This window comes from Ruegeria sp. CH6 (genome assembly GCF_056537005.1).
In genome coordinates this window covers 72,376-90,481 of the sequence record NZ_JBQFQS010000008.1, presented here as the reverse complement: position 1 = coordinate 90,481, position 18,106 = coordinate 72,376, and the positions used below count along the sequence as shown (strand labels likewise).

13 protein-coding genes, 1 tRNA gene and 1 pseudogene are annotated in these 18,106 nt (G+C 54.7%); 5 read left to right on the top strand and 10 right to left on the bottom strand.

What is annotated here, in order from left to right:
• Positions 1-3: 3 nt before the first annotated feature.
• The 3 genes from ACR0CW_RS16020 to ACR0CW_RS16010 all read right to left on the bottom strand — a co-directional run bounded on the left by ACR0CW_RS16020 (position 4) and on the right by ACR0CW_RS16010 (position 4,417).
• Positions 4-1,401, bottom strand: coding sequence for an FAD-binding oxidoreductase (locus ACR0CW_RS16020; protein ID WP_480788568.1), 1,398 nt, complete (start codon positions 1,399-1,401; stop codon positions 4-6).
• Between the two features lie 89 nt (positions 1,402-1,490).
• Positions 1,491-3,284, bottom strand: coding sequence for a gamma-glutamyltransferase (gene ggt / locus ACR0CW_RS16015; protein WP_480788567.1), 1,794 nt, complete (start codon positions 3,282-3,284; stop codon positions 1,491-1,493).
• A 146-nt stretch (positions 3,285-3,430) separates the two neighbouring features.
• Positions 3,431-4,417, bottom strand: coding sequence for a 2-hydroxyacid dehydrogenase (locus ACR0CW_RS16010; protein ID WP_480788566.1), 987 nt, complete (start codon positions 4,415-4,417; stop codon positions 3,431-3,433).
• Between the two features lie 138 nt (positions 4,418-4,555).
• On the opposite strand from ACR0CW_RS16010, the gene ACR0CW_RS16005 reads away from it, so the two are divergent.
• Entirely contained in the window at positions 4,556-5,077 is a 522-nt protein-coding gene (locus tag ACR0CW_RS16005; protein ID WP_209016277.1) for an SH3 domain-containing protein, read from the top strand.
• 34 nt (positions 5,078-5,111) lie between these two features.
• On the opposite strand, the gene ACR0CW_RS16000 is transcribed toward ACR0CW_RS16005, so the two are convergent.
• Positions 5,112-5,612: a ferritin gene (locus tag ACR0CW_RS16000; protein ID WP_155148046.1), complete on the bottom strand. Its 501-nt coding sequence runs from the start codon at positions 5,610-5,612 to the stop codon at positions 5,112-5,114.
• A 147-nt stretch (positions 5,613-5,759) separates the two neighbouring features.
• Positions 5,760-6,668, bottom strand: coding sequence for a haloalkane dehalogenase (locus tag ACR0CW_RS15995; protein ID WP_480788565.1), 909 nt, complete (start codon positions 6,666-6,668; stop codon positions 5,760-5,762).
• Positions 6,669-6,753: 85 nt separating this feature from the next.
• On the opposite strand from ACR0CW_RS15995, the gene ACR0CW_RS15990 reads away from it, so the two are divergent.
• Positions 6,754-7,743 (top strand): NADPH:quinone reductase, encoded by a 990-nt coding sequence (locus ACR0CW_RS15990; RefSeq protein WP_480788564.1) that lies wholly within the window; start codon positions 6,754-6,756, stop codon positions 7,741-7,743.
• A gap of 91 nt (positions 7,744-7,834) precedes the next feature.
• A tRNA-Gln gene (locus ACR0CW_RS15985) sits at positions 7,835-7,909 on the top strand.
• Between the two features lie 373 nt (positions 7,910-8,282).
• On the opposite strand, the gene ACR0CW_RS15980 is transcribed toward ACR0CW_RS15985, so the two are convergent.
• The 3 genes from ACR0CW_RS15980 to ACR0CW_RS15970 all read right to left on the bottom strand — a co-directional run bounded on the left by ACR0CW_RS15980 (position 8,283) and on the right by ACR0CW_RS15970 (position 12,767).
• Positions 8,283-10,259, bottom strand: a complete 1,977-nt coding sequence (locus tag ACR0CW_RS15980) for a copper amine oxidase (protein WP_480788563.1) — start codon at positions 10,257-10,259, stop codon at positions 8,283-8,285.
• Between the two features lie 21 nt (positions 10,260-10,280).
• Positions 10,281-11,687 (bottom strand): aldehyde dehydrogenase family protein, encoded by a 1,407-nt coding sequence (locus tag ACR0CW_RS15975; protein WP_480788562.1) that lies wholly within the window; start codon positions 11,685-11,687, stop codon positions 10,281-10,283.
• Positions 11,688-11,795: 108 nt separating this feature from the next.
• Positions 11,796-12,767 carry a helix-turn-helix domain-containing protein gene (locus ACR0CW_RS15970; RefSeq protein ID WP_480788561.1) on the bottom strand — a complete coding sequence of 324 codons (972 nt, stop codon included), beginning with the start codon at positions 12,765-12,767 and terminating at the stop codon, positions 11,796-11,798.
• An 84-nt stretch (positions 12,768-12,851) separates the two neighbouring features.
• Here ACR0CW_RS15970 and ACR0CW_RS15965 point away from each other — a divergent pair.
• A pseudogene (locus ACR0CW_RS15965) lies at positions 12,852-13,382 on the top strand (IS5 family transposase); the annotation flags it as partial.
• Between the two features lie 24 nt (positions 13,383-13,406).
• Here ACR0CW_RS15965 and ACR0CW_RS15960 read toward each other — a convergent pair.
• A complete protein-coding gene (locus ACR0CW_RS15960; RefSeq protein WP_480788560.1) occupies positions 13,407-13,892 on the bottom strand; it encodes a GNAT family N-acetyltransferase in 486 nt (161 codons plus the stop codon).
• A 433-nt stretch (positions 13,893-14,325) separates the two neighbouring features.
• Here ACR0CW_RS15960 and ACR0CW_RS15955 point away from each other — a divergent pair, with 433 nt between their 5' ends.
• Positions 14,326-15,609: a serine hydrolase domain-containing protein gene (locus tag ACR0CW_RS15955; RefSeq protein WP_480788559.1), complete on the top strand. Its 1,284-nt coding sequence runs from the start codon at positions 14,326-14,328 to the stop codon at positions 15,607-15,609.
• A gap of 862 nt (positions 15,610-16,471) precedes the next feature.
• Here ACR0CW_RS15955 and ACR0CW_RS15950 read toward each other — a convergent pair.
• Positions 16,472-18,106 carry a hypothetical protein gene (locus ACR0CW_RS15950; RefSeq protein ID WP_480788558.1) on the bottom strand — a complete coding sequence of 545 codons (1,635 nt, stop codon included), beginning with the start codon at positions 18,104-18,106 and terminating at the stop codon, positions 16,472-16,474.

Here is an 18,106-nt window from a genome sequence, read left to right as displayed (position 1 = left end):
AAGCTACAGAATCTTCCCAGGGTTCATTATATTGTTGGGGTCCAGAGCTGCTTTGATGGCGACCATGTAGTCGGTGGCGGCTCCCAGCTCTTTGACCAGGTAGGGGCGTTTGCCCTGACCGATACCGTGCTCGCCTGTGCAGGTGCCTTCCATCGAAATGGCCAGATCGTTCAGCCAGCCGACGAACTGATCAGCCTTGGCAACCTCATCCGCGTTGTCCATGTCGATCAGTAGCAAAGTATGAAAATTGCCATCCCCAACATGCCCGACAATTGGTGCAAGCAAACCAAGCTCTGCTGCCTTATCCTGCGCGGCGGTCACGCATTCTGCCAGTCGCGAGATCGGAACACAGACATCCGTGGAAATTCCGCGGGCGCCCGGGCGCAGTTGTAAGCAGGCCCAGTACATGTCGTGACGCGCCTGCCACAGTTTGTTGCGTTCCTCAGTGGTCGTGGTTGAGGCGAAATCTGTACCGCCAAACTCTTCGGCAATTTGACCAAAGGTTGCAGCTTGTTCAGCGGCGCCCGTCTCAGACCCATGAAACTCGAGCAGCAGTAACGGAGTTTCGGGCAGATCCAGACCGGAATATGCATTCGCTGCCCGGACTGACATTTCGTCTAGCAGTTCAATGCGCGCGACCGGAATACCGTATTGGATCGTCATCATCACCGCCTGACAGGCGGTATCGACGGTTGGGAATGAACAACGGGCCGAACTGATCGCCTCTGGAATGCCCTGCAGACGCAAAGTGAGTTCGGTGATGATCCCAAGCGTACCTTCGGCCCCGATCAGAAGCCGGGTCAGGTCGTATCCTGCCGATGACTTCTTGGCCCTTTGACCCGTCCGTATGATCTGCCCATCCGGCATGACGGCTTCCAGGCTAAGGATGTTGTCTTTCATCGTTCCATAGCGCACCGCATTGGTGCCCGATGCGCGGGTCGCGGCCATTCCACCCAGCGATGCATTCGCTCCGGGATCAATGGGGAAAAACAGGCCCTGATCACGCAAATGCGTATTCAGATCTTCGCGCGTTACGCCGGGCTGGACGACACAATCAAGATCGCTGGCGTTGACGGCCAGCACCTTGTTCATTTGGCTCAAATCAATCGATACGCCACCCGCGGGCGCATTAACATGCCCCTCCAGCGACGTACCTGTCCCGAATGGAATGACCGGCACCCTATGCGCGGCACAGGTTTTGACGATTTCAGAAACCTCTTTGGTCGAACGCGGAAACACCACCGCATCCGGGCTTTGATTTTCGATCCATGTTGTGGTGTGGCCATGCTGCTCCCGGATGGCTGCACCGGTTTGCAAGCGATCCCCAAACCTTTGCTTCAGAATACCAACGGCCGTTTCAATTCCGGACTCGTTGCGTGGCATAGCAGTGGCTTGCACCATGACATCCTCCCCTACCCGACCTTACGGGCCATTCAGCACATGACTAAAAGGCCCGCATGGTTGGGGCAATACCCACAAATCCGGATGTTTTACTCGCCCAGCGCGATACCTTCGCGCCTGTGGTCAGCGGCCCCTTTCAGCCCATCTGAGATCTCAATGGCGTGAAGGCCCGAGGTCAGGTCGCGTGCGTTGACCTCGAATCCCAGTTCAGTCAGCACATCTGAATAACCTTCGGCCGCAGTTCCCGCTTCGACATCGTAAGTTCCGAAACGATTTACCAGATGTGGGTGCGACAAGGCCTGCTGGACATTCATATCCCAATCCGCCCAGGCGATGATCGACTTGGCGACATAGCCAATTATACGGCTGCCGCCCGGCGATCCAATGGCCAGTACCGGTGCACCATCCTTCATCACGATGGTTGGGCTCATCGAAGATCTTGGGCGCTTGCCCGGCTCCAACCGGTTCGCAATTGGAACACCGTCTCTATGTGTCTTGAACGAAAAATCGGTCAGTTCGTTGTTCAGCAGAAAACCGTTGGTCATGAGCCGTGAGCCAAATCCGTTTTCAATCGTCGTCGTCATTGAAAGGACGTTGCCGTAGGAATCCACGATCGAGATATGCGAGGTTGATGGCAGCTCCAACGAGATATCATCGGCCCAGTTCGACGCATGGTCGAATTCAGGGTTTCCCGGGGCAACCTCGGATAACGCCGCGTTGTCTTTCAACAATGCGGCCCGCTCTGCCAGATACTCCGAATCCACTAACCCTTCTGTCGGCATGGGAACAAAATCACTGTCAGCCATGTATCTACCACGATCGGCAAAGGCGAGACGAGAGGCGTCTCCGATCAAGCGCCAAGCCTCATGACTGTCTGGACCCATCGCAGACAAATCGTAGTTATTGAGCATCCCAAGTATCTGTCCAACGGTCAGGGCGCCTGACGAAGGGGGGCCCATGCCACAGACATCGAACTCTCGGTATTCGGTGCAAACGGGCTCGCGTTCGATAACCTGATAAAGCGCCAAATCGACGCCAGAAAGCACTCCGGGATTTCCCGGTGCGTTTCGCACAGTGCTTACGATGTCAGACGCGATGTCTCCACCATAGAAACCAGCACTGCCTTCGGCGGCCAAAGTGCGAAGGGTCTCGGCGTAAGCCGGGTTCATCAAGCGCTGCCCCTGCGAGAGGGGTTCGCCGCCGGGCAAGAAATACTCAGCGGTCACCGGAAAACGTGACAGGCGCTCGGCATCGTTCTCGACCAGACTTGCCAAACGTGGTGAAACAAGGAAGCCCTCATCCGCTAGCCGAATGCCATCATCGAACAGCGAAGGCCAAGGGCTGCGCCCCCATTGGCGATGCGCCGTTTCCATCAAGGCAGGTGTGCCGGGCGTGCCGACCGAGAGTCCGCCAACCACAGCGTCAAAAAATTTTAGCGGCTCACCGTTTTCGTCCTGAAACAAGGTCGGAGTCGCCGCCAGCGGGGCGGTTTCACGCCCATCCAGCGTCGTCAGCTCGCCGCTCGCAGCGTCATACCAGACCAGAAATGCTCCACCCCCAAGACCCGAGGATTGTGGTTCCACCAGCCCCAACACGACCTGTACCGCGACCATTGCATCTGCTGCGGTGCCACCTGCGCGCAATACCTTTGCCCCGGCTTCGACAGCCAATGGGTTCGCGGCTGCAACCATCCAGTTCTCGGATGTAACTGGTTCACCAGCTGCCTTTGCCTCGAGCGCTGCAATCACTTCTTCGGTCAGGGCCTGAACCTGTCCTTCGGACGCACCTTCGGGCGCGACGGCATCAGCAGTTTCCTGAGCGATTGCAGGTGCGGAAATTACCGCCGCTGAGAGGAGTAGAAATGAAAGTCGACTGAAACGCATGATTTCCTCCAATTCAATGTTTGCTTTCAACAGTGTATGCCTCGGCAAAGCGTCACAACCATAAGGTGCAATGCGCGCGTGCGAAGGCAAATTTCCGCCACATGAAAATACCCGGCCTCATCGTTGAACGAGACCGGGCGAAAATTTTAAATCATCGAAGGCACAACCTGATCCGGCGGTCGGTGGCCATCTTCGAAGGTTTTGATGTTGATGATGACCTTCTCACCCATCTCAATCCGCCCCTCGAGCGTGGCCGAACCCATATGGGGCAGCAGAACGACATTTGGCAGCTGGCGCAGACGTGGGTTCACGTTGGTCCCATGCTCGTAGACGTCCAACCCTGCTCCGGCAATCTCACCCGCGCGGATCATGCGCGTCAGGGCGTTTTCATCCAACACTTCGCCGCGTGACGTATTCACAATGACAGCCGACGGCTTCATCAGCTTGAGCCTGCGTGCGTTCATCAAATGAAAGGTTGATGGCGTCGACGGACAATTGACCGAGATCACATCCATTCGTGCGACCATCTGATCGAGGCTGTCCCAGTAGGTCGCTTCCAGCTCTTCCTCAACCTCGGGGCGCAATCTGCGACGATTGTGGTAATGCACCTGCATGCCAAACGCCTTGGCACGGCGGGCCACGGCCTGCCCGATGCGCCCCATACCCAAAATCCCAAGACGACGACCGCCAATTCTGCCGCCAAGCAGAGCGGTAGGCGCCCATCCGGACCAGTCACCCTTTTGCATAACGCCAAGACCTTCGGGGATGCGGCGCGTCACGGCCAAGATCAGCGCCATTGTCATATCGGCAGTATCGTCGGTCAAAACACCCGGAGTGTTCGAAACCAAAATCCCACGTTGGCGCGCAGTTGCGACATCGATATTGTCCACCCCTGCCCCGTAATTGGCGATCAGCCGCAGGTTTTCACCAGCCTGCCCCAGCAAGCCCCCATCGATCGTATCGGTCACTGTCGGAACCAGCACATCCGCTTCCTGCACGGCAGAGACGAGCTCTTCTCGGGTCATGGGCGTGTCATTATCCCGCAACCGAACATCAAAAAGTTCGCTCAGGCGGGTTTCCACCGCTTCCGGCAACCGTCGCGTAACGACAACACTCAGACGTTCTCTTGGCACCTCAGCCCTCCTACTGCTTTGCAAACAGTCGCGCGCCATGGCATCGTGGCGCAGGAACAGGCGGGGCACAAGAACCCCACGTGCATTGACGCAACCTTTTTTCGAAACACAATAAACAGGCATAAGAGCAGGCCAGCAGTGAGTGCTATTTTTTCGGTGAAACGCCAAGGCTTGGCGGCCCTGACCGCATTTATTGTCGCGTTCGGCACATTTGCCGCCAACGCGGAAGAAAAGCGTGGTCCTGTCACCAATCTGCCTTTGCCACGGTTCGTCTCGATGAAAGCCGCAGAAGGGAACGTGCGTCGGGGGCCGTCACTGACCCACAGAATCGATTGGGTTTTCAAACGGCGCGGAATGCCCCTGCAGATCACGGCCGAATATGGGAACTGGCGCAAGGTTCAGGACCGTGATGGCGCAGGGGGGTGGGTTCACTATGCGCTGCTGTCCGGCGTCCGCACCGTTCTGATCGAATCCGACATGCTGCCTGTCTATGCCAGCCCGGATACGAAATCCCAGATCAATGCCCATTTCGAGACCGGAGTCGTGGCACGCCTGGGAACCTGCTCAATCGACTGGTGCCGGGTTTCCGCGGGTGGCTATCGCGGCTGGACGCTAAAGGCCAACCTTTGGGGCGTTGATGCGGCTGAAATCCGCGAATGAGGGCGGCGCCTTTGTGACGCCGCCATTTCCGTCGCTATTCTTCGCTTCCGCGTTTTCCCAATTCCTGATCAAGCAAAAGCAGATTCCAACGATCACCATTGGCCGCCTTCACCCGGTCGAGGATTGACGTAAACAGATCTTCTTCTTCGATTTGCTCGGCAAGGAACCAGTTCAGCATGTTCTGAGTGCTGTATTCCTTGACCTCATGCGCCAGTTCAAACAGAGCGTTGATCTGGCCGGTCACGGTTATTTCATTCGCCAGCGCGTGTTCCAATGCTTCAACCGGTGACGCGTAGTCGGTTTGTGGCTTGGAAATTCCATCCAGCTCGATGCGCCCGCCCCGCTTTGCGATGAAGTCAAAAATCCGCATTGCGTGCTCGCCCTCTTCGGCGGAATGCCCTCTGAACCATTGGGCGAAACCGGGCAAGTCCTGCGCCTCGAAATAGGCTGCCATTGCGAGGTAAGTGTAAGATGCATGAAGCTCGTTGTTGATTTGAATATTCAGCGCTTCTGCGACTTTCGCATTCATTTTCATCTGCCGCTCCTACATGACAGGTTATCGTCTACTAATCAGCTAGGCGTTCCGAACATTAAACACAACAGCAGGAGAGTATTTTATTGTTAATTTACATAATATTACGCCCAAATCGATGCAACTGAAAAGCACTCGCATCTGGGTCGCTCACCGCGTTCTTCGAATAAAATCGCAGGTGAGTTCAGCCAGCTCCGGACCGACATCTTCCTGAAGAAAATGTCCGGCGTTCGGCAATACAACATGTGGCTGTCCCTCAGCCCCCGGGCACAGTTTTTGAAACACCTGGTCAATTCCAGCCATTATCTTGTCGTCTGCACCAAATGCCGTCAGGATCGGCGTTTGCAAAGATCGAATGACGCTCCAGGCCTGTCTGTTCGGTTCGGCCGAAGGATCATCCGGCCGATCAGGAACCAACATGGGAAACTGCCGTGCACCGGCTTTGTAGGTATCGTCAGGAAATGGTGCATCATATGCAGCAACCTCTGCATCCGTCAGTTTTGATACTGTGCCACCAAACACGATCCGCCCTGCGCGAAAATCCGGTACATCCTGACTGAACTGGCGCCATGCGGCAAAAGCCTCTCCCAAAGGCTGATCGCCGGTTGGTAATGCTGTGTTCGCAACAACCACACGCGCAAATCGTTCTGGCATCTCAGCCCACAAGCGCAGCCCGATCAGGCCGCCCCAATCCTGACAAACCAGAGTTATGCCCTGCAGATCCAGTTTGCGCAGCACCTCGCCCATCCAGAACACGTGGCGCTCATAGGTATAGTCGCTGCGCTGTGTGGGCTTGTCCGACTTACCGAAACCAACCAGATCCGGGACAATCACGCGATGACCATCGCTCACGATATGAGGGACCATGTGGCGATAAAGGTAGGACCAGCTGGGCTCTCCATGCATGAGCAGAACCGGGGCAGCCTCATCAGACCCTTCATCCAGATAGTGCACCCTCAAACTGCCACCTTCGGTGTCATCAATTTGAATGTAGTTCGGGGCAAAATCGTAATCGGGCAAACCTGCAAAGCATTCATCTGGTGTGCGCAGCGTTTTCATAATTTTCCCTCCATGATAGCGCAAAGACTAGCATCCAATTGTTCTGACAGTAGAGTGAACGTCACGACACAAGGGATGGGAATTCATGAAAGCCGTCACATACACCGCATTTGGCCCGGCAGCAGACGTCCTGAACGTTCAGGAGATTGAGGCTCGTCCTCCGGCCCCCGGTGAAGTGACCGTTGATCTTGCCTATTCCGGTGTGAATCCCTCGGACGTCAAAGCCCGTGCTGGTGCGCGACCGGGCGTCACCAAGCCTCCTTTTCCGGTTGTTGTCCCTCATAGCGACGGCTCCGGAATAATCTCAGCGGTTGGTGACGGCGTCGACAACTCTCGCATCGGACAGCGCGTCTGGATCTGGAATGGTCAGTGGCAACGTGCATTCGGAACCGCAGCCACACAAATCACATTGCCTGCTGAACAGGTGGTCGATCTACCCGACCCAGTCTCGCTACAAACAGGTGCGATACTTGGAATCCCAGGACTGACTGCAAGTCACACAGTGTTTTCAGGAGGTGAAATCGAAGGACAGACCCTACTAATCCACGGCGGCGCAGGCACCGTCAGCTTTCTCGCCGTCCAACTGGCGAAATGGGGCGGCGCACGAGTCATCTCGACCGCCAGTCCGCGCAATTTCGATCGGGTCAAAGATGCCGGTGCGGATATCGTACTTGACTACAATGCTCCGGACCTACCCGAGCAAATCATTGCTGCGAATAACGGTCAGTTGGTCAATCGAATCGTCGATGTCGAATTTGGCCAGAATGTTGAAACCAACACAGCAGTCGTTGCCGAAAACGGGCGGATCAATGCCTTTGGCTCAGCTCAGGAAATGTCCCCTACGCTGCCCTTCTATCCCCTGATGTTCAAATCAGTAACCTTGGAAATGGTACTGGTATACTTGTTGCCTTCCGAAATCCGCGCGGCAGCCGCTCTACGACTGAACAAAGCACTCACGGCCAATGCACTGCATTGTCCTATTCAGGGCGTATATTCTTTAGAGGATTGCGCCCTGGCTCATCAGGCGGTCGAAGCTGGAAATCGCTCTGGGGCGGTACTGATCGAGACAATCTGAACCGTCCTAAAAATAATTTCAGATCGCCACACTTTTTTACAGGAAAGCTCTTGCACCCCTCAGACAACAATCGTAGATAGCCGCTCACCGATGGGGTGTAGCCAAGTGGTAAGGCAGCGGTTTTTGGTACCGTGTATCGTAGGTTCGAATCCTACCACCCCAGCCATTTTCCACTAAATGTGTCGTCCGATGTGAACTGGAACTTGTCCGGCTTCAAAAGCAACTTTTGACGGCCGAGAACGCAACTTTTGCCAAAATTAGGGAATTCGGCGGGCGGTTGTCATCTCAATTGGCTTGTTATCAAGTTACAAGGAACTATGTCGACACTTGAGGTCTGATCGCACTGGATCCGGCATTCGGGGCTGGACGCTTCAACTTCGCTGCGATCAATTTCAATGACGACAATGCGCAGAAAGTCGACTTTGCAAAGTCGAGCGGACGGCCCTACCAAACTTTAAGAAATCGATATCGATAAGATCACACACAAACGAAGGGCGGCCCGCACAAGGCCGCCCTTCCTTTGTTTCATTTGCCCATAATCACTCGCGGATCGTCAGCGCTGGGTTGTGAGCGAAGAAGTTGAACGGCATGATATGAACCGTCTTCCACTCGGTCGACATGACCGGCCAGTCTTCCATTCGCGGGATGTGGTGGAACCCTGCAGTAAACCACGACACGATGTCCTGGTGCATGAGGGGTTTGTCCTCTTTTACCCATTCGGCCAGCGTGTCCGAACCATCGCTTTGCATCGCGTATTTACCACCCGCATAGCGCTGTTCCTGATCGTACACTGTCGTCCAAGAGGAATACTCGATATAGGCGTTTCGCTTGAATGGAGGGTCGTTTTCAAAGTCAAACGGGCCATAGGCGATCGAGCCGTGGTGAATCATCCAGCCCGGGGTATGGCCCAGATAGCCTTCTGCTTGCGGGTTCGAAATATGGACGTGACGCGGTTTGGATGCGCTGAAGCGATAGCGCGCGTCCAGCTCACTGTCCGGCATCACGTGCTGCCAGGTCCACATCGATTTGCGCGGGCTGTCTGCAGGCACTTCAGCCGGGATGATTTCCATCAAACCCATGTGGTTGACCGGCTGGTCGATGTCGAAGTCGATACGGAAGTTGAAATAATGATCATGGTTGGCCGCAACCAGATGCGGTGCAATCAACGTGCCGTATTTCGTATCTTCCGCAGCCGTCGCGTCGTTCATCGAGGTCGAAACCACACCTTTGACTGCGTCTAGACCAGTTGCGCCGATCTTGATGAACATCTGACCGTCCTGCTTGAAACGGTAGTCGATCAAGTAGTCGTAGTTCCCGACTTCCGATGCCGTCCGTACAACCAGTTCGGTTTCCGAACGACCTTCGGTCGGGACAAAGCTTTCGGGCGTCTGAGCGAAGATCTCGAAGTGACGCCATGCAGGATCGCCAATGTTACGCTCAAAAATGCAGATCGCATCCGGAATTTCCAGCGGCATACCGGCGTCATCCGCGATCACAGCGGGCAAGAAGGTCGCATATGCCGGGCAATCAACGCCTGCGCGAAGCGGTGTCAGGAACAGGCCGAACCCGTATTCACCACTATCCATATAGGTCCGCCAGTACCAGCCGTCAGTCGGGTCCATATAGGGGACGAACACTTCCGACAAATGCGTCTGATAAATGACCGAACGCCATTTGCCCTGATCGTTCACATCGATGTTTGAGACAACCAGACCAGCACGCTTTTCCGCGCGCAGGTTCATGCGCCAAATATCCCATTCCAGATGATTACCGTCCAGCGTGTAGTTGGGTCCACCTTCCTGAGTCAGTAGCACCTTGTTGGTTTCAGGGCGCAGCTCGGCCCGTTCGGCAACCTCTTCCAGCGTGTAACCCCAGGGATCTTGCGGCAAAGGGATCGCACCGGTGTCGATGACCTCAACAACTTCCTGCTTGCCGATGTCGTAGATTGCAAACAGACCCTCGATTGGCTTTGCGTAGAAGTTTGAGCCCGTCGGGTTTTGATAGCAAGGCACCTTCATCAGACGTGTACCGTCGAATTCGGGGGTAAAGAAATTGCCCGCTGTGAGAGGCAGACAGAACGCGTCTTCATTTGTTAAACCACGTGCTTCCAAACCCGCGATCATGTCCGGGTGGCCCAGAGCACCTTCCAGCGCACCGATAAACTCGGCGAACAGAACCATCGGCTGGCCCGAGCCCTCGATGACAAAGTTCTCTTCGACAGTGCCTTGCGTAATGTTTACGATCGCCTCGCTAAAGCCTTGATCGGTTGTGTATTGCACCATCGCTTTACGATCCAGCGCATCCCCTTCTTTCCACGCCAGAACGTCGGCCTTCGACGGCTCATGCAGGTCGATCAACGGATACAGCGTCTCATCCGTGACGGTGCCGCTGTCTTTCAGGATCGTGTTGATCTGCTGAAGCTCGTCGGGCGTTAGCCCGTCCAATGGATGCGCAAGAGCCCCACCGGCGAAGACGGCTCCCAGCGCAGTTGTGGCAAGGATATTCCTGATTTTCATCTTTTCCTCTCCTGTCTTCCTTTAGCTGAATACGACTTGGATATCGGTGTATTCGGCCAAACCTTCATCGGCGAATTCGACGCCGATCCCAGATGATTTGACCCCGCCGAACGGGGCGTTGGGTTGAATGGCGCCATGCTTGTTGATCCAGACTGATCCGCATTCCATACGGCTGGCAACTGCCTTGGCGGCCTCAATGTCAGACGACCAGACCGAGCCACCCAGCCCATTCGGGCTGTCATTCGCAGCGGCAATCGCATCTTCCACGTCCGAGTACTTGATGATCGGCAGCGCCGGGCCGAACTGTTCTTCATCAACCAATGGGTCGCCGTTATTCAGCCCCGCAATGATCGTAGGAGGGAAGAACAACCCATCGCCCGGTGCGCCACCCAGTAGCACCCGGCCACGCTGTTTCGCGTCGGCGACCAGGCGGCTGACCTTGTCAAACTGCATTTTGTTCTGGATCGGGCCGAGTATTGCATGGTCGTCCATGCCATCACCCACCGGGATATTGCGGGCAAATTCGACAAGCGCGTCGCAGACCTCGTCATGGATACTTTCATGAACATATAGGCGCTTCATCGCGGCACAAGTCTGGCCGTTGTTGATGAATCCACCCCAGAACAGACCTTCGGCAATAGCGTGTGGGTCGGCGTCAGGCAGAACGATGCCCGCATCATTGCCGCCCAGTTCGAGCGTCAGGCGTTTCATGGTTTCGGCGGCCGACGCCATGACCTTTTGCCCGGTGGCGCAAGACCCGGTAAAAACGATCTTACGGATATCGGGATGGGCTGACATCGCGCCACCGATATTATCACCCATGTCATCGCTGGTGATAACATTCACAACGCCCGCAGGCAGAACTTCGTTCATAATCTGAACAAGACGCAATGTTGACAATGGCGTCTGGGGTGATGGCTTGATGACGACAGTATTGCCGGTACGCAATGCCGGCATGATGTGCCAAATCGCAATCATCACCGGGAAGTTCCAGGGTGTGATCGATCCTACAACACCAAGTGGCTTGCGATGTAACTCGACCCGTCCTTCATTACTGTCCTGCAGAACCTTCATCGGCAAAGACAGGCCAGCAGTATATCCGGCCCAGGCCCCTGCCGCACCCATTTCCCAGCGCGATCCCAGACCACTCAGCGGCTTTCCCTGTTCGGCGGTAATGATTTTGGCAAGCTCATCGGAATGATCTCCGATCTTCTGTGCCACAGCCTCGCAGGCGGATTGTAATTCTTCGTCCGATCTGGCCGACCAGCTTTCAAATGCTGTTTTTGCAGCTGCAACTGCCGTCTCCAGTTCGGCTGTCGTCGCATTGGGCGCCCGTCCTGCAACTTCACCCGTCGATGGGTTCAGCACATCAAACATGGTTGCCGTGGATATTGGCTGACCATCGATGGTCAGATCGTATTCGATCATGTCTCGTCCTCCCTGAATCTCGATGCTCGTACACGACCATCAATCATAGAGAGAAAGTTTAGCCGACCGGTCGGTCGAGTCTTGGGGTTTTGCGCCACAAGATTTGGGTCAAGGCGACATATTCTTTCGCGCAGCCCCCGGGGAGACACCAAATCGTTCCCGAAAGACCTTGTAAAAATGCGACAGGTCGTTGAACCCGGAATCATACGCCACGACGGCGATCGTGTCGCGTCCGGCGTCAGAGTTCACTTCCTTCAGTCGGGCTTTTGCGGTCTCAAGCCGCACAGACAAGATACGCTTACTCGCCGTTTCACCAATCGTTCCAAAATGGCGCTGAAGGGTCCGGGACGATACTTGCAAAGCTTCTGCCAACGCTTGCGGCCCGAATGCAGGGTCGGTCGCTTTGCGCTCTATCAGTTGCAAGGCACGTGACAGAACTGCGTTAGCCTCTCGTCCGTTTTGATCTTCCTGATGGCTGACACACCGGAAATAGGCCCCCAGCAAACTCAAGAACGCCTCACCCAGCTGCAGTGTAACTGCGTTATCTTCCGCAAATATCTTGGCCAGAACGGCGCGCATTGCCACAAACAAGGGATCATTGTGGTCCACCCCAATCCCGCCGGTGCAAATTGCCCCGAATCTGTGCAGCATCTCATCACGCGGCAGGTGGATCGAGATTTGGCGAGAGTTCATCCCGTCATAGACAAACTCGGAGCGTTTTGCGCTATCAACAAGATACATGTCGCCGGGCGTCAACAAAACCGACGTATCGTTCTGGTGAATGCGGCAGTTTCCCTTGTCCTGTATGAGTAGAAACAAGTGCTCTCCGGGGTCCTTCCGTATCATACGCTCGTCTCGAAAAACTCTTTGAGCGTCTAGAGATACAATTGCCGTTTCAAATCGTGACACTGGTAATGTGGAAACGTCTCCATCAATGCGCCCGCGTGAGGCAGACCCAGACTCGACGGCAAACTGCCCGCAGACCTTTTCAAGATCTTGAGAAAACCCTTCCACGGATCGCGAACGCAAATTTGCCCGCACAAGCGGTGCAAATGATGCGTTGTTTGGTTGTGGATTCATGAGCGTTGGGTTTGCTGTGATTGGATTGGCGTAAACAGTACCGGTGTTGTGGGTTTTCAGCAAAACGTTTCTTGTTGCAAGACGGGTGGCTTTGGCGAGATGATGGCTGCTCTGGCCGCCTATCAAGGCGAGGAAATAACTCTGATGATTGATGCGACTTACCTGAAGGCTCATCGAACTGCATCCAGTTTTGACGTCAAACAGGGGCGCGCGGGCGGCTGAACCAAGGGCGGCATGAACACAAAGTTGCATGCGATCTGCGACAGCTGAGGTCGTCCACCGAACCTCTTTGTAATCGCCGGATAGGTCAGCAATTACATCGGTGCATGCGTCTTGCTCAGTAGCTTGCCAGATGTCGATTGGTTGCTCGGGATCGCGGCTATGATGCTGTTTGGTTCAGGAAAGCTTTGTACGACAATGGCACGCCCCTGCATACTAGGTCGAAAGCACCGCAAGAAACCCGCGAGGTATGACATGTGGCGTTACAAACGCCGCTACCGCAAAGAGATCATGTTCGGTCGATTGAAGGATTGGCGGCGCGGCGCAACACGGTACGACAGGTGCCCGACAGTTTTCCTCTCAGCAATCGCCATCGCAGCTCTCATCATGTTCTAGCTATGAGTCCTGAGCCTAGGTGACCTATTCAAAGGGGTGGCGATAAACTAGATCCGTCGGATCTTGACGAGGTGCTGCTGCGTCCAGATTAGCGCCGAGCCTTTCTGCAAGCGAACGGGATCGAATATTAAGTGGATCCACATAACTGACCAGTGTCTCAAGTTTCCTTTCATGATACGCCCAGCGTTTCAACGCCTGTGCAGCTTCGTAGGCAAATCCTTTACCCTCTGCGTGTGAATAGATAAGCCAGCCCAGTTCATACTCTGGAAACAGAGGACCGGAATTAACTCCTACTTGCCCTAAACACTGCCCCGACCAACGTTCTTCGATCATCAGCGCGCCAAATCCCATCAGTGCCCATTGCGCAACGTCGTGACAAAACAATCCCCAGGCAGCAGCAAGAGAGAAAGGACCACCCATGAAAACCGAGCGTTCTGACACCATCAACTCAGAGTATTCTGGCCAGTCCTCCATCGTGGGCACACGCAATATGACGCGCTCAGTTTCCAAAGTAGGTATCGAATACATAGACTATTGGCTTTCAGTTGAATTCTGATGGTCGTTGCCAATACCTTCACAAGTAACGAAAATCAGCAACGACAACTTTCCCACTCCCCTGCCTTTCACAAAATTGCGCTCAATGTCCGCTTTACGCGTTCACTACGCGCCGTACTTGCATAGGCCCGAAGCGCGACTAACGGCAGCTCCGGGCTCAGAATGGACGTTTTTTCAGCAGTGCACTTGTACTGGCGATAGGAGCCCTTACCAGACCTTCACCGCACTTTGAGGCTTCGCCCGTGCAGAAAGTTCTGAACCGTGCAAACCGGACATTCCCTATCGCTTTGCCGATGGAAGGACTGCGGACAAAGCAGACCGCCACATTCGCACAAATTTGGTGGTTTTGGGTTCTCGTTATAAATTCGAAGAAATGGGGGAGGGAACGATGAAAACACTATGCTATTTCTGCGCCTTAGCATTTGCCAGTGCGGCGTTTGCGCAAGACAACATTGTCGAAGGACGGCCGATGACCGCGGCCGAGATGGGGATCATGCAAGGGAATCCTCCAACACGTACCATCGATATTTCTGCTTGGGACAAGGGCCCGGACAATCGTTGGGCGTTCCAGCATATCAGTGAGTTCCTGCACGTTGCAAATATCAGCCGTGGTTCAGGACCGGCCGCGCCTCTCAATCTCACGCCTCAAGACCTCTCAGGGCTTCAGTTTGACGGCTTGGACGGTCAACCGATGACAGTCGCGGACATGCTGGTCCGGACGTATACTGATGGTTTCATCGTTCTGCACAACGGCGATATCGTCTTTGAAAAGTACTTCAATGGAATGACTCCGGACACGAGGCACCTTCTGATGTCCGTGTCGAAGTCCGTTACAGGTACTCTGGCCGGGATACTCGTGAATGACGGACGACTGAACCCGACAGCGAAGGTCACGGACTATATCCCGGAGATGGATGGCGCGCCAGGTTTTGGTGATGCGACGGTTCGGCAAGTTCTTGATATGACAACCTCTATAGTCTTCAGCGAGGACTACGCCGACCCAGAAGCAGAGGTTGTCGCACACGAGGCCTCAACAGCTTGGCGCGGCGAAAATGCACCCATGGCCGAGGAAGGGGTCTATGCCTTTGCCACTACCATTGAAAAAGAAACGTCGCGACCGCACGGTCAGCAGTTCCAATATGCATCGATCAACACCGACGTTCTTGGCTGGTTAATCGAAAGAGCTTCGGGACAGCGGTTTGCGGACTACATGAGCACCGCGATCTGGTCGCAGCTTGGAGTCGACCACGATGGCCACATCACGGTCGACTACAAGGGCGCTGCCGCTGCAAACGGCGGATTCGTTCTGACTTTGCGCGACCTTGCTAGGTTCTCGCAAATGGTCCTGGACGATGGTTTCTTCAATGATCGACAGATTATACCGCCTGGGTGGATCGATGATATCCGCTTTAACGGGGACAACGCGGCTTGGCAGCCAACAATCTACTCTAAGACTTGGCCCAACGGCTTCTACCGAAATCAGTGGTATGTGACCAAGGACGACCACGGTTCGTTCTTCGCCGTCGGGGTCAACGGTCAGCACATTTGGATTAACCCCACGACCCGGACAGTAATCGTTAAATTCTCATCGCTTCCAGTGAGTGCAGACAAGGAGAATATCGCGTTGGGGTGGGCTGCAATGGACGCGATCTCACGCTCATTCGAGGAGTAGTCGGGAAACCTAGCCATTCCCCTTTTGAAGGCACAGAAAAAGGCACTTCAAACGTCTGCTCCGTGCTCAGCCCAGACATAAGTCGACTTTTTTCTGACTTCGAATGTCTGCAACGAGCCCAAAGCCGCCTTTGATCACGCTTCAGTCTTTCGCGAGTGCGGCAAGTCGCAAACCGCTCATTCCGAACGTTCAGAACCAGGTAACAAATAGCAGGCAAACGGACAAAATGAACTTCGCTCACAAGTGGGGTATTTCAACCTTGCTAGCTTCATTAGGCGTTCCTGTGGAAGATTGTCTCAACGAAAAAGTAACCTCCTGGCGACGCCACTCACGTCATCTCCAGGAGGTTAACCAGACAGGTCTGGCAAATGCGCGAGCAACAGAGGTAATACAGACTTGCCACGCATTCGAATACTTGAACTTAAAATGCAACAATTCAAGTATTTTTGCGCGCGACAATAATTTTGTTCTCGCGCGCTTGATATTTGCGTGGGCATTCAAACCTGAAATCCTGCGCCAGAAAATACGGCGACTTGAGGTTTCCGAATAGTGAATGCGCCAACCCCTTTTCAGAGGCGCTTAACCTATATTGGTCCGCTTACGCTGCTGGCAGGTATTTCCAGTACTATCACTCACGTTGGTCCTCGTTGTCGGCCCATACTTTTGATCATCGGCAGTGCGGTTTTAGATACGCCTATTCGATGGTGTGCTGGGAACGGAACTTAGTGAACTGCAATTCTTGACATGGCTAATTTCAATGAGTCCGCACCATGTTTACAGATAATAGGCCCTAATCCGCCATTCCGACGGCTGGGGCCTCAAGTAGGTTGAAGGCCTCGGCCGGCGGTTACCATTCTTCGCTTTAGTCGACGTTTTCTGCCACTGCGAACCGACGGAACGCATATTGCATCGCGGCCAACGCAAAAAGCCCGAACAAGGTCAATGTGATCCAGCTGGCCAACCCCAATAGAACCCAAGAGGGTCTTATCGTTGTGAATGTGAATAGCCCCACGGCAGCCGAAGCCGCCACAGCCGCAAAGATGGCAATCGACTTCGCGATGAACTCGACAAGTGAACGACCAAGAAATTCGAAGTCTGCTCGTCCCATCGGGAGGAGTTTTGTCGGAAACAAGAGATGTATCGTGTTCTCAACGGTATAGAGAAGCACGGTCAACGGGAATACAAAAGCCGCAAGAACCAGTGCATCGGGTATGCCGAGTCCATCTTGAAAGACGACGATGCTGACGATCATGGTCACAGCAACGACACAGGCCAGAACCACCTGAGTCACGAGCTGACCTGTGCAGATCCGCCATGGTGGGATGGGCAAGGTCTTGTAGACTTCCATCCGGCTCAGGTCGCCGCGAAAGTCGCAAACCAGTGTTCGAGGCAGGATGAACACAAAAAAGATGTAGAAAAACAACACGGCCCGCGAGTCCGTGACTGATATACCGGCCGCGGAAAGGACCGGCCCGACGCAGGCAGCCATACCAATAAACACGGCAACGACCCTGAATGAACTGCGGGCAACGTTGAGGGCCTGACGCCAGATAATCGGCCCCAAACCACTTACAATCGGCGCACGACGGATCGAAGGTATTTCGGCCCGTTCAGTGGCCCAGAACGAACCTCCTTGCTTTATGCGCTCCCATCGGTCGCTCTGTCGGGCGTTTTCCTTTAAGGCACGATCAGTCGTGCGCGCGTCGAGCTTGATTGCAAGGTGCAATAGTGCAGCGTTGATGAGGACCGCGATTGAGGCCCAAAAGAACAGATGCGGAAATGGCGATGGCGCTACGAAGAGTTCGGCAAACACGATGTAGGGTGACAGGACAATGGTGCCGATCCACGAGTGGCGAAACTCGAACAGCAAGTCGAATAGGCTGCGCTCGGGCGTTGTCCAAGCGTAGACTGCGGTGGCGGTCGCAGCGGCGGAAAGCAGCGCAATTGCGGGCCATCGAAGCCGCGCAAACCTGCTGCCTTCCAGTACTTGCCCAGCCATGCCGATGACGGCGCTGTTCAACTGAACGAAGACGAGCGTCAGGAGCGAGGCGATAAACGCAGTCAGTGCGGACCCCGTTTGCGCCTGTGCAAAGATGGTGATGAGCGCACAGCTTAATGTGGCACCGGCAACGTAGGCGCCGAATTTGTAGATGATCAGGTCGCGCCGACGGAATGGCCCGGTGAAAAGAAAATTGATCTCTGCCGGCGAAAAATGAAACGTAGGACCGACAGACAGCGCGACCGTCAGCAGGGACATCGCAAGCATTCCGATCGGCATGTAAGTGCTGATCTGCGTGTTTAAAGCTTGCCGATCCAAGGCGGCGTCTACCAAGAACCCCGTTTCCATAGATGAGCCGTTTGCAACCAGCAGCAGCCAAACGATCCCGCAAAAAGCAACAGAAAAGAGCAGGCCGCGCAAAGTTGTCAATTGGATCAGACGCAGGCGGATGCCGCCACGCAAGCGCATCAAAAGAAGACGAAAAAGCGCAGAATCCAT